The sequence below is a fragment of the Heyndrickxia sporothermodurans genome, from assembly GCF_003055045.1.
Lineage (GTDB): Bacteria > Bacillota > Bacilli > Bacillales > Bacillaceae_C > Heyndrickxia > Heyndrickxia sporothermodurans.
In genome coordinates this window covers 44,858-61,981 of sequence record NZ_NAZB01000015.1, presented here as the reverse complement: position 1 = coordinate 61,981, position 17,124 = coordinate 44,858, and the positions used below count along the sequence as shown (strand labels likewise).

Below are 17,124 nucleotides of genomic sequence, written 5' to 3'. Positions count from 1 at the left end.
AATCTTGGTCGTCAAAGAGGAGGAATGAATCCCAAGATGCGAAAAGAGAGTGAATCTTGGTCGTCAAAGAGGAAGAATGAAGCCGAAGATGCGTAAAGAAAGTGAATCTTGGTCATCAAAGAAAAGGAATGAAGCCGAAGATGCGTAAAGAGAGTGAATCTTGGTCGTCAAAGAGGAGGAATGAATCCCAAGATGCGAAAAGAAAGTGAATCTTGGTCGTCAAAGAGGGGGAATGAAGCCGAAGATGGGCAAAGAAAAGGAAACTTGGTCGTCAAAGAGAAGGAATGAATCCCAAGATGCGTAAAGAAAGTGAAACTTGGTCGTCAAAGAGAAGGAATGAATCCCAAGATGCGAAAAGAAAAGGAATTTTGGTCGTCAAAGAGGAAGAATGAATCCCAAGATGCGTAAAGAAAAGGAAACTTGGTCGGTGATTTTCTACTGCTTCAAAAATTGGGTGTCCTTTTGAAAAATATTATTAGGGTGTTTAAACATTATCCGCTCATAATAATCCGTCATTACTCGACCTAATAAAAGAATTGTGCTGAAAGTAAAACGGTTATTAGTATTCGGTAGCCTCAATGAATTCAAAATTCCCCATATTTTACCTTTTGTTAATTTTGAATTCTCTTTACCTTTCACCAATTTTACCAACTTCCTTCCCACCCCTCCCATAAAATGATAGATTAATAATTATACTATTATTAATACTTTGATAAAAAGGTGGTTGCGATGGACTGGAGATTATTCGAAGAGAAACTAAGTAAACGAATGGAAGCTGATCATATCCCGGGAGCGGCTATTGCTGTCAGCAAAAATGGAGAAGTAATTTATCAGAAAGGATTTGGAGTAAAAGATCTGGAGTCCATGGAATTAGTAACGCCAAAGACGATTTTTGGCATTGCTTCTGTTACAAAATCTTTTACTGCACTCGCGATTATGAAACTAGAAGAAGCAGGAAAACTGTCTATTGATGATCCAGTCATTAAGTACTTGCCTGAATTTCGGATTTCAAACATTGACTCGATGGAATCGATTAAAATCCATCATTTATTAACTCATACAACAGGTCTAGCACCGATTAGACGAAGAGAAGAACTGAATAAATTCCATGAACACTTAACCTATTTAGCTGAAAATGAACATTCTTTATTAGGTAAGCCGGGAGAATATTTGAGCTATTGCAATGATACATTTTTATTACTAGGTGCCATTATTGAGCGACTGACAGGTCGTATATATAGAAGATATATAACAGAAGAACTGTTAAACCCGCTGCATATGAATCGTTCCACATTTAGTATTGAAGAAATTAATAAAATGGACGATGTATCGAGCCCTTATGTTTATTATCAAGAAACAGAACAATTTGAGAAGCAAAATTGGCCCGCCTTAGGAAATTATGAAGTAGGTGGTGGCATCCGCTCGAATGTACTGGACTTACTAAAATACGGTGAACTTTATGTCAACCAAGGCCTAATTGATAAAGACACATTCATATCTAAGAAACAATTAGAAAAAATGCAAAATCCATATTTTCAAATAAACCGAAATTCGTATTATGGCTATGCATTGCAAGTCACACTAGATTATCACGGGTTTACATTGGTCGATCATGGCGGTGGTCAACCGGGTGTATCCTCTAATTTTGGCTTTATTCCTGAACAAAAACTTGTGGTTGCCGTTTTAACAAATGCATCAGACGTACCCGCAAAAGATATATGGTTAGAGGTTGTGAATACGGCATTAGGGCTCCCTATAGAAGGAAAATACAGCCATCTCGAACCAACCGTCGAATTACCTGATGCACGAAAAAAACAATTTGTCGGCACCTATCAGTCAGAGGAAGGAACATCTATCCAGATTTTACTTAAAGGCAGCGTTTTACAAGCAAAAATTGATAACCAAGTATTTACGTTAAGAGCATGTGACAAAACAACACTTGTCATAATGAAAACGGAAAAGCAGATTCGCTTTTATTTTAATCAAAATGAAGAACCTTGGGCGGCTTTTTTTGGGTTAAGAATGCTGTTAAAAACGTCCGGAAATTGAAGATTTGGAGAAAGGGACTTAGAAATTTTGAAAAAGGGGAATAGTTGGATTCGCTTGATTTCTAGTGAGAGCGGTGTATTTTCTGATAAAAAACGACAAAGAAGAACCGCCTCATCGGCGAAAACGAAAGGGAGGCCTTCTCGTAATTAATTTTTAACTGAATATGCGGTCTTATGATAGGTAGTTACAAGTTTTCAAACCAGGGAGTTCTGAGCTCCTTGGTTTATTTTGTTTATAAGGAATTTGCCTTGCTCTTTATCGTTATTCCTACTCTTTATTTTTCTGTTTGGATTAATTCATTTGTTGGACTGAAATATTCGCAATTCAACCTCTTAAAATCTTTTTTATCCCATGTTAAAACAGGTAGGTTCCTTGAAGATTTAACACTTAATAAAGCATTCGTAAAATCTATGTTTTTTCGGCTTATAACTAGTAAGTAGCTGCCACTATCCCGATGTTGCTTAAAATGGATTGCCATTCTTCTTGATTCGCTAAATAGGTATGAACCGGTTTGTTGATGTCTTCTGTATATTCCGTAATCCATATTCCTTTTTTAGAGGGTAGAAAGAATAGAATATTTTCTAAGTACATTTCGTTTTTCACGGAGAGGATAGCAAAATTGGATATATTAAATAATGTCCAATGAAATGTGTGTAAATCATTTAAAAATAGGTTATAGCTATCTTCTTCTTGCTGTGTAAACCTAGAGTCTTTACGGATGATATCAACTTTGTCTGGGTTGCTTAATAAATCAAATGCCTTATCAGTTAAGTAAAAATGTTGTTTGCCACCAAACTGTTCATAGGAAATTGCGTAATACTGTTCAATTATCTCCCCTATTTCGGAAGCATCAATTAGTGCGAATTCATGGATAATATCTCGATCAATTAAATGGAATAACCATTCATTATTTTCATAGTGATGGATCATTAAGACTGACTTTTGAGGGGCATTCGAGCATCTAATCATTCGTTTCGATCCTACATATTTATCAATAAATCGTTTCAGTTTCTCATTCAAAGGGAATTCTCCACGCATATCTCGATCAGGGTCCCATATTTGTTTCATAATGAGTTGATTTGTTGTGGCTTCGAATATTGCATTCAATTCTTTTTCTGTTTTATTGGAGGTGAATACCGTAGCAATTCCTTTTGCAATCTCCTGGTGACCCGCAACATTGACCATTAGTGCTAGTTCTTCTGTTGTGCAGGTTAATAAATGATCCATTTTTTCATCATCCTTTTCAGTTTGACTTTTCCAACCATTCTTAAAGAAATATTGCTTTCAAGCCGCCATATACAATGTAATAGACAATGATAGAAATAATACCTTGAAGAATTAAGGCAAACAATAAAAGTAACTTTCTAGTAAACCAATTATATTTCATTAGTTTTTTATTAATATAATATCCACTGCTAATGGTCACAATCATAAATGCGTTTGTGACTTTTTGAAAAATAGTATTAGGGTGTTCAAACGTTCCCCACTCATAATAATCCGTCATTACTCGGCCTAATAAAAGAATTGTACAACCGTAAGTAAATTGTGCTGAAAGTAAAACGGTTATTAGTATTCGGATCGCTTCAATGATTTCCATATTCACGGATTTCCCCTTCTTTTAACCTAGTATCCTCTTTACCTATTATAATTTTTTAGTAATCAGTTAAACCAGCTTACAATAGATTTTTTGACATCTTTTCCAAAATCAACGACATGATCTTTTTACCTTTTAGGAAACTTTTCCTATCTCCTTCCCTTTACTTTAATCCAACGAAATACCTACCATCCTTTTTCCCTATTTTATCTTCACTTTTCATATTGTAAAATTTTAGAAGGTAATAATATGAAGGATATGGAATGGGGAAATTCCCCTATTGGCCAATTTTAAAAATCTAGTTTAATACGACAGGGGGGGTTCCGTGGATGTAAAATATATCCCAACAGACTGGGAAAAAATGAAGGATAGAATCGGTGATTTAATTGGATTAGGTCGTTATGGAAAAGGGATGATCGATGAACTCAAAGCTATTACAGACAATTTAGAAGATGCCGAATCAGATATTGCAAGCCTTGACAGCGATGGGGTCATTTCCTTTCATCACACAAGTCAAAAGGATAAATTTCAACAATTATACGAAGACTTTGAAGTGCTTCATCGCTTTACTGGAAAAGTTGGGGATATCGTCGACCGTACGATTGATCAACCATTCTATGAAGATATCGATGCATTTGTCGAAGCGATGAGGGATTTAACCCCGTCCAATTACACGACGAAAAATCGGATTGGTGCGACAGAAGTAAAGGTTGTCTACGCGGGTTACGGACAGCAACAGACCTTCGAAGTTCCAAAAACAGAGGTAAGTATCGATGACATATTTAACGGAGATAATCACTATGCCAAACAGATGAAGCTTGAATATGAGGCTTGGAAAGAGCTAAATCCGGATCAGGATTTTTCACAAAAAGAGTATCAACTCGCAGCTGTAAATACCCACGCTTTTGAATATGAATCGATTCGAAACCATCAAGAAAGCAAGGAATTCTGGGGACAAATTGCCGCACTCGTCGTCATCGTCGGTGTATCATTAGTCTGCCCGCCTGCCGGAATCGCCTTAGGAGCTGCTTATGGAACATTCGAATTAAGCTCGGCCGTTTCGGGAAAGGATTGGATATCAGGTCGAGAGCTAGGTACCGGAGAACGAGTCTTCCGTGGACTATTAAGCCCGTTGGACATTATCCCTGGAGTGAGCAGTGTCGCAAAATTCAGTGGTACAGTAAAGTTTGCTCACCTTGGAGATATAGGGATATCATCCGTTAAAACGGGAATAAAAAACAGTGTCAATAATGGAATGACTCAGGTTAGAAATCTAGTTGAAACAGCCGGAAAGGCGTCTACCACTCGCTTAAAAAGTGCCGCCTCCATGATAAAAGATGTACCAAATAAGCTGAAAAATAAGTTAATAGACGATACAATAGAAGTAGGAAGATTCATAGATTCAACTGTCACACATACGAAAAATATCTTCTCGACCCGAAAACCATTGGACCTCGCTATGGAGGGATTCGGCAATACTGGAAGTGTTCGAATACCTGTGGAGAATACGCATGCGGCTGAGAATTATTTTGCTGCAAAGCTTGGTAGGGGGAATGGGGTTAGTGGTGGTAGTAAGGGTACGGATAATTATAGGCAAATAGACTTTACAAGAGGTTTTGACGTAGACCCTAAATACAGTACTTATGAACAAAGGGTAAAAACTACCCCTGTTAACAAAGGTGAATGGAGTAACGAACGAGCAGAATCGTTATTTATCTCCGATAAGACCGGTGAAATAAAAAAATACCTTGATGAAGCTGGTGTTGATGGAGTTGAGTATAAAAACGGAATGCCAGACTTTTCTCCATTTTCCAAAGGTGAAATTAAATTAGAAAATATGACTAATGATAGAAAATCAAACTTTTCGACTGCTGATGAAGAATTGGCTAAAAAGTGGAGTACACCAGAACAAAAATGGACAGCAGAAGATATAGCTGATTGGCGAGAAGATAATAAATATACTTGGCATGAACTTAACGACTTGGAAACAATACAATTGGTGCCAAGTAAAATCAATAGTGTTTTTAAACATTTGGGTGGAGTTGGAGAATATAATATAAAAGTTAAGTTAGGAGAGTAATTAGGATGGCTATAATCAATGATGAATTATTTGGAAAGCTTGAATATAAAAACAATTTTTGGAGAGGAAAAACAACCATTAGAATGTTTGATTTGGAAAGAGAAATACTTTTAAGTGTTGATGCACATGAAAACGCTGATTTTTCAAATGTGCAAAGAGAAGCATTTATTAACTTTAATCAAGAAATGAATAACATAATACATGAGGCTGAAAAGCAAGTCTACGATTACTATATTGAGAACTATGAAGAGTATAGAGAGATGTTAGGTAATGAATCAGAAGCAGATAAATTTGCACCAAAGATTGATTCTATCTCAGATTTAAAAGGAATAGTAAAGCCAGTTGAATTAATTGTAAGAAGAGTAAGAAAGAATGGAAAAAGAAGATTAGGTTTACTTTGTGATGTTTCCTGGGATATTGACAATGGGATGGGAATAAAAATCGAAGATGAAATGGTAGAAGAAGTAGGTTATCAAGATATTGTATTATAACTTTCGAAATATTCTGGACGATAAAGTTGACCTTGAATGGAAGTGAGTTCCTTCAAGGTTTTTTCCATAATTAATAGATGAGAGGTAATTTAAAAAGACTGTATGAAATTCATAACTCATGAAGGTTGTACCATCATGGAGTATCGGTTTAATACTTGGATAGTAAAAAAAGTATGATAATTAGGCGAGATGACATTTTACATGGCAGGGGTAGTTATGACAGGGAATGGCTAAAAAACTAACGAGAATGACAAAGCTCGTGGCGATAAAAGGTAGGTTACGTAAGAAGGTAACTAGTTTAGCGTCAAGGCAGACAAAAATTGGGTTGTGTTTTTACAAGAGACGGTTGTATAATACTCGCTATTCGTTTAAAAAGCGTTACACAAATTACAATTTATGTAACGGGAGGGTGAAAAGTTGAACGTTGTTGGGTATATACGAGTCTCCACTCAAGGGCAGGCAAGAGATGGATATAGCTTGAAATATCAAGAAGAGGAAATTAAAGCATATTGTAAGGAACAAGGCTTAAACTTGATTCATATTTTTAGAGACGAAGGAATTAGTGGCGCAAAACTAAATGAAGAAGCATTAGAAATTGACAGGGTGGGCTTACAGGAGATGTTGGCTCACCTTTCGTCTGTCCAAATTGATTATGTGGTGGTGCTCAACACAAGCCGATTATGGCGGTCAGATATTGTGAAGGTGCTGATTCAACGAGAGCTGAAAAAATATGGTTGTGACATTAAAAGTATTGAACAACCCTTTTACAGTATCCATAAGAAAGACCCTAACGACTTTTTGGTGAATGGCTTAATGGAATTGTTAGACCAATACCAACGGCTTGAGATAGCACTAAAACTAACGAAAGGCAGAAATAAAAAGGCGAAGGAAGGTGGATATGCAGGGGGAAGGGCAACATTTGGCTATACAAAGCTAAAGGGTGAAAAGGAATTAAAGATACATAACGAGCATGCAGAAGTAGTAAAACGGTTATTTGAGTTAAAAGAGCTACATAAGAAATGGTCACTGTCTAGGTTGGCAGAAGCATTGAATGAAGAAGGGTATCAAACAACGCAAGGGAAAGCATTTACGAAAGTACAAGTGAAGCGAATATTAGACCGAGAAAGTTTTTATCAAGGGATCTATACCTACGGACAAATACAAGCAAATGGCAAACATGAAGCAATAATTTAAAAGGTTACTTAAAAAAGGGACTCATTTTCTTATAAATTCTTCTGTAAGGTTGAAAATGGATAGGCTTTCGTACCAATGCGCACCGATAGGTGAACGCTCGAACTAAGGTTGCCGGCATTTTCATTCAATAATTGACAACTGAATAGGAGGATGAACGATGCATGAAAAGCAGAAACATATTTATGTGGGTGTAGACTTGCATAAACAGCACCATGTGGCAGTGATTATTAATTGTTGGCAGGAAAAACTAGATGAAATAAAGGTTGAAAATAAACCGTCCGCTTTCTCAACATTTTTACTAGATATTGATAAACTGACAGAAGAAGGGTTGACACCTGTATTTGGTTTAGAAGATGTGGGCGGTTACGGTCGAGCACTGGCACAATATCTAACGGACCATGGACAAGTTGTAAAAGAGGTTAACCCAGCACTTTCGTACGCTGAACGAAAAAGCCATGTGACCGTACAAAAAAGTGATAGCTGGGATGCGGAATGTGTGGCTAGAATATTGGTAAGACAACTTAGCCAATTGCCTGACGCTAAACCACATGATTTATTTTGGTCGATACAACAATTGGTCACTAGAAGAAATGCATTGGTGAAAGCTCAAGGTGCTTTAAAAAACCAACTGCATATTCAATTGAGCCATCATTATCCAAGCTATAAGAAGTTTTTCTCCGAGGTGGATGGGAAAACAGCTTTAGCATTTTGGGAACGATACCCATCACCGTCTTGTTTAGAAGGTGTGAGTATAAAACAATTGACCACCTTCTTATTAGAAGTGAGCCATAATACTTGTTCGGTGAAAAAAGCGAATGAAATATTGAAGCTAGTAATAGAAGATGGGAACACAACAAAAGAACATCAAGAAACGCGAGACTTTCTAGTAAGAAGCATCGTTCGAGACATCACGTTTAAAAAGAAGGAAATGAACTATGTGGAAGGCGAATTAAAAGAGTTAATGAGCTTACTAGACTTTCAACTAGACTCCATGCCAGGCATTGACCTCGTAACAGCTTCCGCTTTAATTGCGGAGATTGGTGACGTTAGACGTTTTCCAAATGCCAACAAATTGGCACGATTTGCGGGGATTGCGCCTGTTTACTTTGGGTCTGGTGGGAAAGGCAAGGAACAAAAAAGTAAACAGGGAAATCGGGCGCTACACGCTTTATTTTACAACCTCGCAGTACAACAAGTGCAAGTAGCAAAGGGAAGTAAATTGCCACGAAATCCAGTGTTCCACGCTTATTACCAACGTAAGCTGAAAGAAGGCAAAACAAAGGGACAAGCATTGGTGTGCATTATGAGAAGGCTTGTGAACATTGTTTATGGCATGATGAAACATAAAACAGCCTACGAATTGCCGATAGAGCAAGAAAAGAAGTAGTTTAATAGTATGGTAAATGGCTGACTTTTTTATTTTTAGCTTTTAAGATTACAACATAGGGTACGGGTAAAGGTAAGGGAGTTAGTGAAACTAATTTAAGAAATATTGATGATTTTATAAATGGCAATAAGAAATTTGATGAAGTCATTGAAGACTATGCAAAAGTATATAAAGAACATGTCGATTTAAACAAACCTTGGTCTTGGGATGATACTATTCCTGGTGGCGATAGCTTGTCTTCCGCTCAAAAAAGAAAGATAAAAGAAATGGCTATAGAAAAAGGACATATTCCTGAAATAAAGGTTACAAAAGCAGATGGTATGAGGTATGGATTTGCCGACTTTGCAAGTGCGGGTGTTGTAGAAGAAACTGTTCAGCTACCAGAGGAATTTTGGAGATTATCAGATAAAGAACAGTTTAAGTGGTTAGATGAACAAATAGGTGGTGCAAGAAAAGGAATGACATGGCATCATACAGAGGTTCCGGGTAAAATGGAGCTAGTCCCCTTTGGTATTCATAATATCACACCACATAATGGTGGAAGGACAAAAGGTATGTGGGCCGATGCTCCAAGATAATAATATTGAGGTGGTATAGAAATGGAATTTAAGGATGGATCAATAATTTATCCCTTACCAGATGATACTTTGCTTTCTGAAAAGGAAGGTAAGTGGAGAATAAATTTACCAGAGACGTATAAAGAATTTATAAAAAAATATAATGGTGGTACTCCTATAAAGGATAGTTTTAAGTATAATAACCATATCTATGCGATTGATAGGTTTTTATGTATTTTAAAAGTAACCGGGGAAAGAGACGATGAGTATTATGATATAGGAGTAGTTAGAACACAATTAGACGAAAGAATTGTTTTTGATGAAAATTTAGTTGGTACTGAACTGCTACCAATAGCTGTTTTATTTGCGGGTGACTTTGTTTGCTTAGACTATCGTAACGATGTTGAAGAGCCTACTGTATGCGTGTGGAATCATGAAGAGTCTTCAGATTTAAATCCTGTAACATATACTATAAGTAATAGCTTTGAAGAATTTCTTAATATGTTAACAGAATAGATACTTGTTGGTAGTAACAAAACCTTGATCCAATGTTTGTAAATCGGTCAAACCTATTTAATAAACAAAAAGCACTTGATTGTCTAATAGGCAACAGGTGTTTTTAGTTTTTTTGTGAGAAATCTGTGCTTTGGACGAAATAAAAAATGCTAATGAAAATTCATAATTCATGATGGTTATACCATCAAGGCATTTTGCGACAGTTATAGTAAAGTCATAGCAGAGTTTGCTGCTAAATAAAAAATATTAAATTAGAAGTCATACACAACAATGGTAATAGAATTATTCCTTAGACTTAATTTTTTGGGAGGAGAAAACTAATGAAGGATTGGGAGTATAATGAATTATTTGATGCAATTCAGGAGACATATGAAGAGTTGTTAGATGAAGATGGGGGATATAGGTTGCTATAGCAAAACTGGCGGATGAATTTGATAACTTAGGTAAGATAGAAGATGTTATTGTTGATACTGCTATTGGAGAAATTGCAATTGGCCATGATAAAGTTTTTGTTGGACGTATTGAAGGAATAAAAAAGAGATTAAGCATGTTTAATCCGCAAGAAGCGGGAGATGAATTAACATTAGAGGAAATAAAGGAGGATGGAATTCTTATTTAATTTACTATTTAAGCTCCCATAGTTAGATACGATTATCTCTATTTAAACTTTATCAAATTTTTACTAAATGTAGTTAGTTCAAAAGCCACGTATGCGTCACAAAATCGAAAGTATGATGCACAAAGAAGAAACTATGCGCCACAAACTGGTTTCTATGATCCACAAAAGGAAAATAGATAGAAAAGTATAATTTTTTGCATGATAGTTTTAAATTCGTTATAATGTTGTTTCATTTAATTTTAAGAAGGAGTTTATTTATGAAAAAGGTACTTTTATTACTAGTTTGTGCATTTTTACTGACAGCTTGTTCTGCAAATAATGGGGAAAAAAAGCAAACGTCGAATGGTAAAGACACCAGTGCCAATGGGACGAATGAGGTTGCGAAAGACCCAAGTAAAGATGTGGCAAATGATCACAGCAATGAGAAGTCTCAGTCGGAAGAATCGAAAACACAGACTGAATCTCAAGGGGCTGCAAAAAATAATACCAATTCTGATGCTGGGTCAAAATATCCGGAATATGCAGTAATAATGGATAAACTAGAAGTTGATCATATTAACTATACAGTTGGAACAGACAACCCTAATAAGCGAATCTTGATTTTTAATATCGATGGGGAAAAGCGTTATAAGAGCATCTATATTAAAAAGTCGAATATACTGAAGGTTATTGATATCAAAAATAACCATCAAATTTTTTTCGATAAGCATTTTGAAAGTAAATAAAAATACGTTTAACCTGGGGTTTTTCCCAAAGGCAATTTTTTATAAAGGCAACCAAGCGAATGCGCGGTAGAAAATCTATGTCTACTTTCTTGCACTAGGATCAAGTTGTTTGTGGATCTATTATAGATACCATATGATGTTTAGTCACTAAGTTACAGAATGTGAAAGCCCCTTTGGTTGTCAAAGGGGTTTAGAGATTTAATGTATGTCGGTTGCCTATTATCCCTGACAAACTGTACCAATGGCTTTATGTTAGTCCACTTTGCGACAATCCAATATAATATTGTTGCAGTTTGTATATACAGGCAACCAACTTGAAGATAACGGCACTTTTCCATAAGGGGTATCCCATCACGAAATTATCTCGGATTATGCTTAGAAACACAGGGATTACCAGATTCTATTCATCACCCACATTTTCCTTCAAGTATTTTAAAAAAGGGTGAGGTGTTTCATTCTAGTACGAAGTATAAATTTGGTATCTCAGGGTGATTAACATGTTGTCTCCTATAACAGTTGTGAAAGAGAAGTGTTATCAGCACTTCTCTTTTTATTTTTTCGATATTATAAGATCCACAAAGGAAAAAGGTAGATTCCGAAGCTTTGCATGCTCCTCAAAATTAAAAGTATGATGCACAAGTAAGAATCTATGGGTCACAAACAGAATTTCATGATCCACAAAACAAAAAAAGATGGATTCACAAGCAGCATATACATCACAAAACTAAAAGTATGATGCACAAACCAGAATCTATGCGTCACAACCAGAATTCTATGATCCACAAAACAAAAAAAGGTAGATTCACAAGCTACGTATGCATCACAAACCCAAAAGTATGATGCACAAACCAGAATCTATGCGTTACAACCAGAATTCTATGATCCACAAAAAAATTCGAAGCTTTTTTGTGCAACCCACAGAAATTAGATAACTGAATTACTAGGTTATTAAAAAAGTAAAACCAGATTCCTATTTCCATAGAAATCTGGTTCAACAATTTATTCAGCTTTAACTAGGATTTTTACTTGGTCTTTTTCTCTTAGTAAGCCTTCAAAACCTTCTTCAATCACATCATCAAGTTTAATACGTTTCGTTACTAATTTGTCAGCGGGGAAATAGCCTTGAGCCATTAAGCTGATTACAGCTGGGAAGACGTCCCGGTATCCGATAATACCAGTTAATGAACGTTCTTTCATAACGATATCATGAGGATGGATTGGCGCTTCTTTTTCAAAAATACTTACAACCATTGTTTCCCCATCTATTTTTGTTGCATTGATTGCTTGTTTTAATACAGGTGGTACACCAGTTACTTCATAAGCTACATCAACCCCGCCATTTGTACGTTTGTAAATTTCTTCAACGGCATCATATTTTTTCGGGTCAATAACGATTGCACCAAGTTCTGCTGCCTTTTGTTGACGAATCTCGGATAATTCAACAGCGTAGATTTCTGATGCACCAGAAGCTTTCAATGCTTCAATAACAAGTAAACCGATTGGTCCGGTACCGAAAACAGCAGCTTTGTCGCCGACTTTCAATTTACTTTGACGAACTGCATGAAGAGCAACTGCGGATGGCTCAACAAGTGCGCCTTGTTCAAATGATACAGTTTCTGGTAATTTATGAATCATTTCAACTGGTACAGCTGCATATTCGGAAAATCCGCCGCCGCCTCCAGCAAGACCATAGAATCCCATTTTATCGCAAAGATTATATTTTCCTTGTTTACAAGCCTCGCATTCACCACATGCGTAAATAGGTTCAACAGTTACGCGGTCGCCAACTTGAACAGTTGTCACACCTTCACCTACTTCAACAACTCGTCCGGAAAATTCGTGTCCCATAACAATTGGAGCTTTATCGCCACTTAATGGATGTGTTTCAGTTGGAATGAAAATAGGACCTGCAGTATATTCATGTAAATCACTGCCACAAATTCCACACCATTCTACTTTTAATTTAACTTTGCCATTAAGGGCTTTCGGTTCTTCTATATTTTCTAATCGTAAGTCTTTTTGGTTATGCCATCTTAATGCTTTCATTTCATGCATCTCCTAAGAAAATAATAGTTTTTACACTTTTAATATACTCTTCTATTTGGCTTTTTTCAACTAAAATGCATCGTAAATACAAAGGATAAAAGCTCAGCTACGATCTATTTTCTGCTTGATTTCAAATTTATCTTTTTAAAACAAATATTTCGCCTTTTATTAACTTTGTGTCAAATTAAGAAATTTATTAGAAACAGGAAAATTCAATTAAGCGGATGTTAACTGGACCAGAATCCGCCCTATTGGTTGGTTATCACAAGAGACCCACATGAATAAAATTCCAATTATCAGGGGACAGTAAGAAAAGTGCTTTTTAAACGGGGAGGATTTATACATATGATTCAATCCATCCAGGAATCCTTGAAAAGAAAGGTTGCACATTCGGAAGAGGTTGTTTCTAAGGAGTTACATACCGAAGAAAAATCGATTGAAGTCTTATATATCAACACAATTAGTGATGAGAAGATTTTTCAAGAATACGTGGTTGTTCCTTTTTTTGAAATTACATCTCCTGAGCGGTTCTTAGATTACCTGCAATCGCAGCCGAAAATAAAACCGTTTGAGAATGAACAGAAAACGCTTGATGAGCTAGTAAGAGGAGTTTCGATTCTTTTTTATCAGGATTTTATTTTTTATTAGATAGTAAAATTGATCAAAATAATGCGGTTTTAGATACTACCATTGAAACCACTACCCAAGGCCCGCAATCTGGATTTAGTGAAAGCCTGCCTACAAATCTAGGACTCATTCGTCAGCGATACCCGTCCACTACTTTAACTGTAGAATCTATGACGATTGGAACGACATCGCAAACAAAAGTAATGATTCTCCATGATACTCAATATGTTGATCCCGTTGTTTTAGAAAGAATAAAAAATTTTCTTTCTTCCGTTGAAGTTCAAATGTTTCAATCGGGGGAACAGCTGCTGGATATTATAAAAAAAAGTAATCGGTCGCTGTTCCCTGTCATGCTGGTGAGTGAGAGACCGGACAGGGTAGCCGTAAACTTAGCTGGTGGAAAAGTAATCCTGCTTACTTCTGGTTCACCATTTGCTGTCATTTTGCCTACAGTAATGAAGGATTTTATGGCTTCAATGGAGGATATCTATCAAACCTATTGGGTCGGAAGATTTCTGCAGGTGCTGCGCTATATCGGATTTTTCTTGAGTATTACGTTATCTGGGTTATATGTTGCTCTAACAAGTTATAACCCAGAGGTTTTTAGAGCTCAATTAGCGATATCGATCGCTGGAAGCCGTACAGGTGTGCCCTATCCCTCTTTTATTGAAGTATTATTGATGCTATTTATGATGGAATTATTGACAGAAGCTAGTATCCGTTTGCCCAAGGCGATTGGTCCGACTGCTACAACCGTTGGCGGTTTGATTTTAGGACAGGCTGCTACAGAAGCGGATCTAGTTAGTAATATCATGATTATTCTTGTATCCGCCGTTGCGATTTCAAATTTTGTGGTACCTATCAATTCGTTTAGCTTTGCGATTAGGGTGTTGAAATACTTTGTGTTAGTGTTAGCTACCTTATTTGGGTTACTAGGTGTTGTCATTGGATTCTTTATGATTATTGCCTATTTTGTGAAACTGGATAGTTTTGGTGAACCGTTTTTTACCCTCGTTCAAAATAAATCAAAGAAAAATCTAGGAAACGGGTAAAGGAGCAGGACGTTGAATCGTTATTTTTTATATCTTGTATTAATAAACATGCTGATCAATGTCATTATGTTTGTTCCTAAAATTTTAATAGAGTATCGTTTTGATGGGACTGTCATGGGGATATTGATCGCTATACCAATAAGCCTTAGCCTTACATTTTTGTTCACCAAAGCTATGTCTAAATTTCCTGAACGAGGATTTCCCGAGATTTTTGACTCAAGTCAGTATCGATTGTTGAAAGTCATCTGTTTTTCTATCATGCAATTTTTATGGTTTTCAGCGGGTCTGATTACTTTACTTGAATTTATTGATATTTTAAATCGCTTTATCAACCCTGAATTTCCTAAACTGATGATTTTAGCCATTTATTTAGCTGCCATTTGTTTTGTAATCCAGTTGCCGACCGAGAGAGTGATGTATTTATTAGAAATTGTGCTTTTTATAAATACTCCATTAATTGGATTTATTATATTCAAGGCATATACGAATGAAAATATTAGCTGGGATGCCATCTTAGAAGTAGGAACTCATCTTTTTGAAGTGCCAAATTTAAAAGTAATCGGAACAGCAACCTATGTGTTTTCTGGATTTACTAATTTGATTATTTTTAACCGTTTGATTAAGAAACGATTATCTAATTGGAACTTCCTGACTATTTTTTTATTAGGCTGGGTTAGTTTATTCACCACTTTTTTTATCCCAATTGGCTTTAACGGGGCGGATCAAACTCAAGAATTTCTTTATCCGTGGATCACAACTTCGGATTCGATTCGAATGGTCTATAGTCCAATTGAGAGAGTAATCTTCCTATTCCTCATTTTTTATATGAGTATCGTACTTATTAGTGTTTCTGTTCACTGGCATGTTGCTTTTGAGCTAATGAAAGGAACCTTTAAAAAGAAGTCTAGTAAAAAGCAAAACGGAGCAATTATTGCTCTTTATATTTGTGTTTCCATTGCTGGTGTCATTTTTACAAATACTGTTTTGTTAAATACATTCACTTCTTATTGGATGGTTATCCGATTTATTGTTGAAATACTTTTTGTCGCGAGTTTTTGTTTGTGGGCAAGGAGGGGAACACTATCAAAAAAATAGGTAAAAAGAGTTACTTCGTATGTATTTTTCTTTTGCTGCTAATTTTAAGCGGCTGTGGTTTTAAAGATATTGATAAACGAATATTTGTTGTGAGTATCGGAATAGATACTGCATCTCATAGTCAAAAAAAATATAATATCAGTCTTAAGTTCGTGATTCCTGGTTCGAAAGATGAGCCGGATGATTTTCTTATTGTTTCGGAAAAAGCTAATTCCATTTCCGAGGCAGTGCGGATGATAAAAACAAAAGTGGACAAGGAAATTGATTTCGGCCATGCAAAGGTCATTTTATTCGGGCAAGATTTACTATTGAAAAAACTCCCTATTGAAATTAATTATTGGTTTGCTCGAAGAAGAGATATCCAGCAGATTGCTTGGGTTGGCGTGGGGAAGCCAAGTGCACTCGATGTGTTGCAAGTAAGACCAAAATCGGAGCAGCTTCCTTCAGATGCGTTGTTCCTTGCGCTAGGAAAAGACGGCTCAGAAACACCATATATCATTCCACCCTTTTATTATGATTATAAAAAAAGGCTCACGGAAAAAGGACTTGATCCAATGCTTCCAATTATCGAAGCAAAGGATTCACTGTTTACCATTAATACGATGGCTCTTATGAATAAGAAAAAAATGAAAACGATCTTAACTCCTGAAGAAACCAAATTTCTTAATTTCATGTTAAATAAAGAGGAGAAAAGTGTACTAAAAGTAAACAAAGGAAAAGATATGATCATTATTGAAACACAAAAAGTAAAAACGAAATACAAAATAATCACTCCTCCTGGCAAGCAGCCTTATATTCGTGTGAAGCTTAAAGTGAGAGGGAGAATCGAGGAAGCAATTAAAGCGGTACATAATGATAAATTAACAAATTATGAGAATGAGTCAGAAAAGATGTTAAACAAAGGAATGGAGAAGTTATTAATAAAAATGCAAAAAGAAGGCGTAGATCCCATTGGATTTGGCATGCGCTACCGAAGCAGACATTTTAACACGAATGATTGGGAAGAATGGCAACACCTCTATCCAAATATTAAATTTAAAGTGCATTCAAACGTACAAATTGAGGATACGGGGTTGATTGAATAGAACTATT

At 36.0% G+C, this 17,124-nt stretch carries 16 protein-coding genes and 1 pseudogene; 14 read left to right on the top strand and 3 right to left on the bottom strand.

What is annotated here, in order from left to right; translation table 11 throughout:
• The first annotated feature begins 729 nt into the window (after positions 1–729).
• Entirely contained in the window at positions 730–2,049 is a 1,320-nt protein-coding gene (locus tag B5V89_RS06315; RefSeq protein ID WP_107982099.1) for a serine hydrolase domain-containing protein, read from the top strand.
• A 429-nt stretch (positions 2,050–2,478) separates the two neighbouring features.
• On the opposite strand, the gene B5V89_RS06305 is transcribed toward B5V89_RS06315, so the two are convergent.
• Positions 2,479–3,276, bottom strand: coding sequence for a hypothetical protein (locus B5V89_RS06305; protein ID WP_108071000.1), 798 nt, complete (start codon positions 3,274–3,276; stop codon positions 2,479–2,481).
• 40 nt (positions 3,277–3,316) lie between these two features.
• Positions 3,317–3,652 carry a hypothetical protein gene (locus tag B5V89_RS06300; RefSeq protein ID WP_142406514.1) on the bottom strand — a complete coding sequence of 112 codons (336 nt, stop codon included), beginning with the start codon at positions 3,650–3,652 and terminating at the stop codon, positions 3,317–3,319.
• A gap of 316 nt (positions 3,653–3,968) precedes the next feature.
• Here B5V89_RS06300 and B5V89_RS06295 point away from each other — a divergent pair, with 316 nt between their 5' ends.
• From B5V89_RS06295 to B5V89_RS06255, 9 genes and pseudogenes are all read left to right on the top strand, one after another.
• Positions 3,969–5,723: an HNH endonuclease gene (locus tag B5V89_RS06295; RefSeq protein WP_244913454.1), complete on the top strand. Its 1,755-nt coding sequence runs from the start codon at positions 3,969–3,971 to the stop codon at positions 5,721–5,723.
• Between the two features lie 5 nt (positions 5,724–5,728).
• Positions 5,729–6,214, top strand: a complete 486-nt coding sequence (locus B5V89_RS06290) for a DUF6985 domain-containing protein (RefSeq protein ID WP_034767638.1) — start codon at positions 5,729–5,731, stop codon at positions 6,212–6,214.
• Positions 6,215–6,631: 417 nt separating this feature from the next.
• Entirely contained in the window at positions 6,632–7,408 is a 777-nt protein-coding gene (locus tag B5V89_RS06285; protein WP_034767640.1) for a recombinase family protein, read from the top strand.
• Between the two features lie 157 nt (positions 7,409–7,565).
• Positions 7,566–8,795 carry an IS110 family RNA-guided transposase gene (locus B5V89_RS06280; RefSeq protein ID WP_066231681.1) on the top strand — a complete coding sequence of 410 codons (1,230 nt, stop codon included), beginning with the start codon at positions 7,566–7,568 and terminating at the stop codon, positions 8,793–8,795.
• 233 nt (positions 8,796–9,028) lie between these two features.
• Entirely contained in the window at positions 9,029–9,373 is a 345-nt protein-coding gene (locus B5V89_RS20390; protein ID WP_235598323.1) for an HNH endonuclease signature motif containing protein, read from the top strand.
• Between the two features lie 21 nt (positions 9,374–9,394).
• Positions 9,395–9,868 carry an SMI1/KNR4 family protein gene (locus tag B5V89_RS06270; RefSeq protein ID WP_066231679.1) on the top strand — a complete coding sequence of 158 codons (474 nt, stop codon included), beginning with the start codon at positions 9,395–9,397 and terminating at the stop codon, positions 9,866–9,868.
• Positions 9,869–10,188: 320 nt separating this feature from the next.
• Positions 10,189–10,487 (top strand): annotated as a pseudogene (locus B5V89_RS06265) (Imm3 family immunity protein).
• Between the two features lie 257 nt (positions 10,488–10,744).
• Positions 10,745–11,212 carry a hypothetical protein gene (locus B5V89_RS06260; protein ID WP_108070996.1) on the top strand — a complete coding sequence of 156 codons (468 nt, stop codon included), beginning with the start codon at positions 10,745–10,747 and terminating at the stop codon, positions 11,210–11,212.
• A gap of 336 nt (positions 11,213–11,548) precedes the next feature.
• Positions 11,549–11,704 carry an aldose epimerase family protein gene (locus B5V89_RS06255; protein WP_107981730.1) on the top strand — a complete coding sequence of 52 codons (156 nt, stop codon included), beginning with the start codon at positions 11,549–11,551 and terminating at the stop codon, positions 11,702–11,704.
• 507 nt (positions 11,705–12,211) lie between these two features.
• Here B5V89_RS06255 and B5V89_RS06250 read toward each other — a convergent pair.
• The gene (locus B5V89_RS06250) at positions 12,212–13,258 is read right to left on the bottom strand and encodes a 2,3-butanediol dehydrogenase (protein ID WP_108070994.1); all 1,047 of its coding nucleotides are present in this window, start codon (positions 13,256–13,258) and stop codon (positions 12,212–12,214) included.
• A gap of 345 nt (positions 13,259–13,603) precedes the next feature.
• Between B5V89_RS06250 and B5V89_RS06245 the strand changes: the two genes are divergently transcribed.
• Genes B5V89_RS06245 through B5V89_RS06230 form a run of 4 tightly spaced genes read left to right on the top strand, consistent with a single transcriptional unit; the run spans position 13,604 to position 17,117 of the window.
• A complete protein-coding gene (locus B5V89_RS06245; RefSeq protein WP_107958840.1) occupies positions 13,604–13,906 on the top strand; it encodes a spore germination protein in 303 nt (100 codons plus the stop codon).
• An 8-nt stretch (positions 13,907–13,914) separates the two neighbouring features.
• Entirely contained in the window at positions 13,915–14,937 is a 1,023-nt protein-coding gene (locus tag B5V89_RS06240; RefSeq protein WP_108070992.1) for a spore germination protein, read from the top strand.
• 12 nt (positions 14,938–14,949) lie between these two features.
• Entirely contained in the window at positions 14,950–16,032 is a 1,083-nt protein-coding gene (locus B5V89_RS06235; RefSeq protein ID WP_066231673.1) for a GerAB/ArcD/ProY family transporter, read from the top strand.
• Positions 15,999–17,117, top strand: coding sequence for a Ger(x)C family spore germination protein (locus B5V89_RS06230; RefSeq protein WP_280523953.1), 1,119 nt, complete (start codon positions 15,999–16,001; stop codon positions 17,115–17,117). The genes B5V89_RS06235 and B5V89_RS06230 overlap by 34 nt, the downstream gene beginning before the upstream one ends.
• Positions 17,118–17,124: the final 7 nt, after the last annotated feature.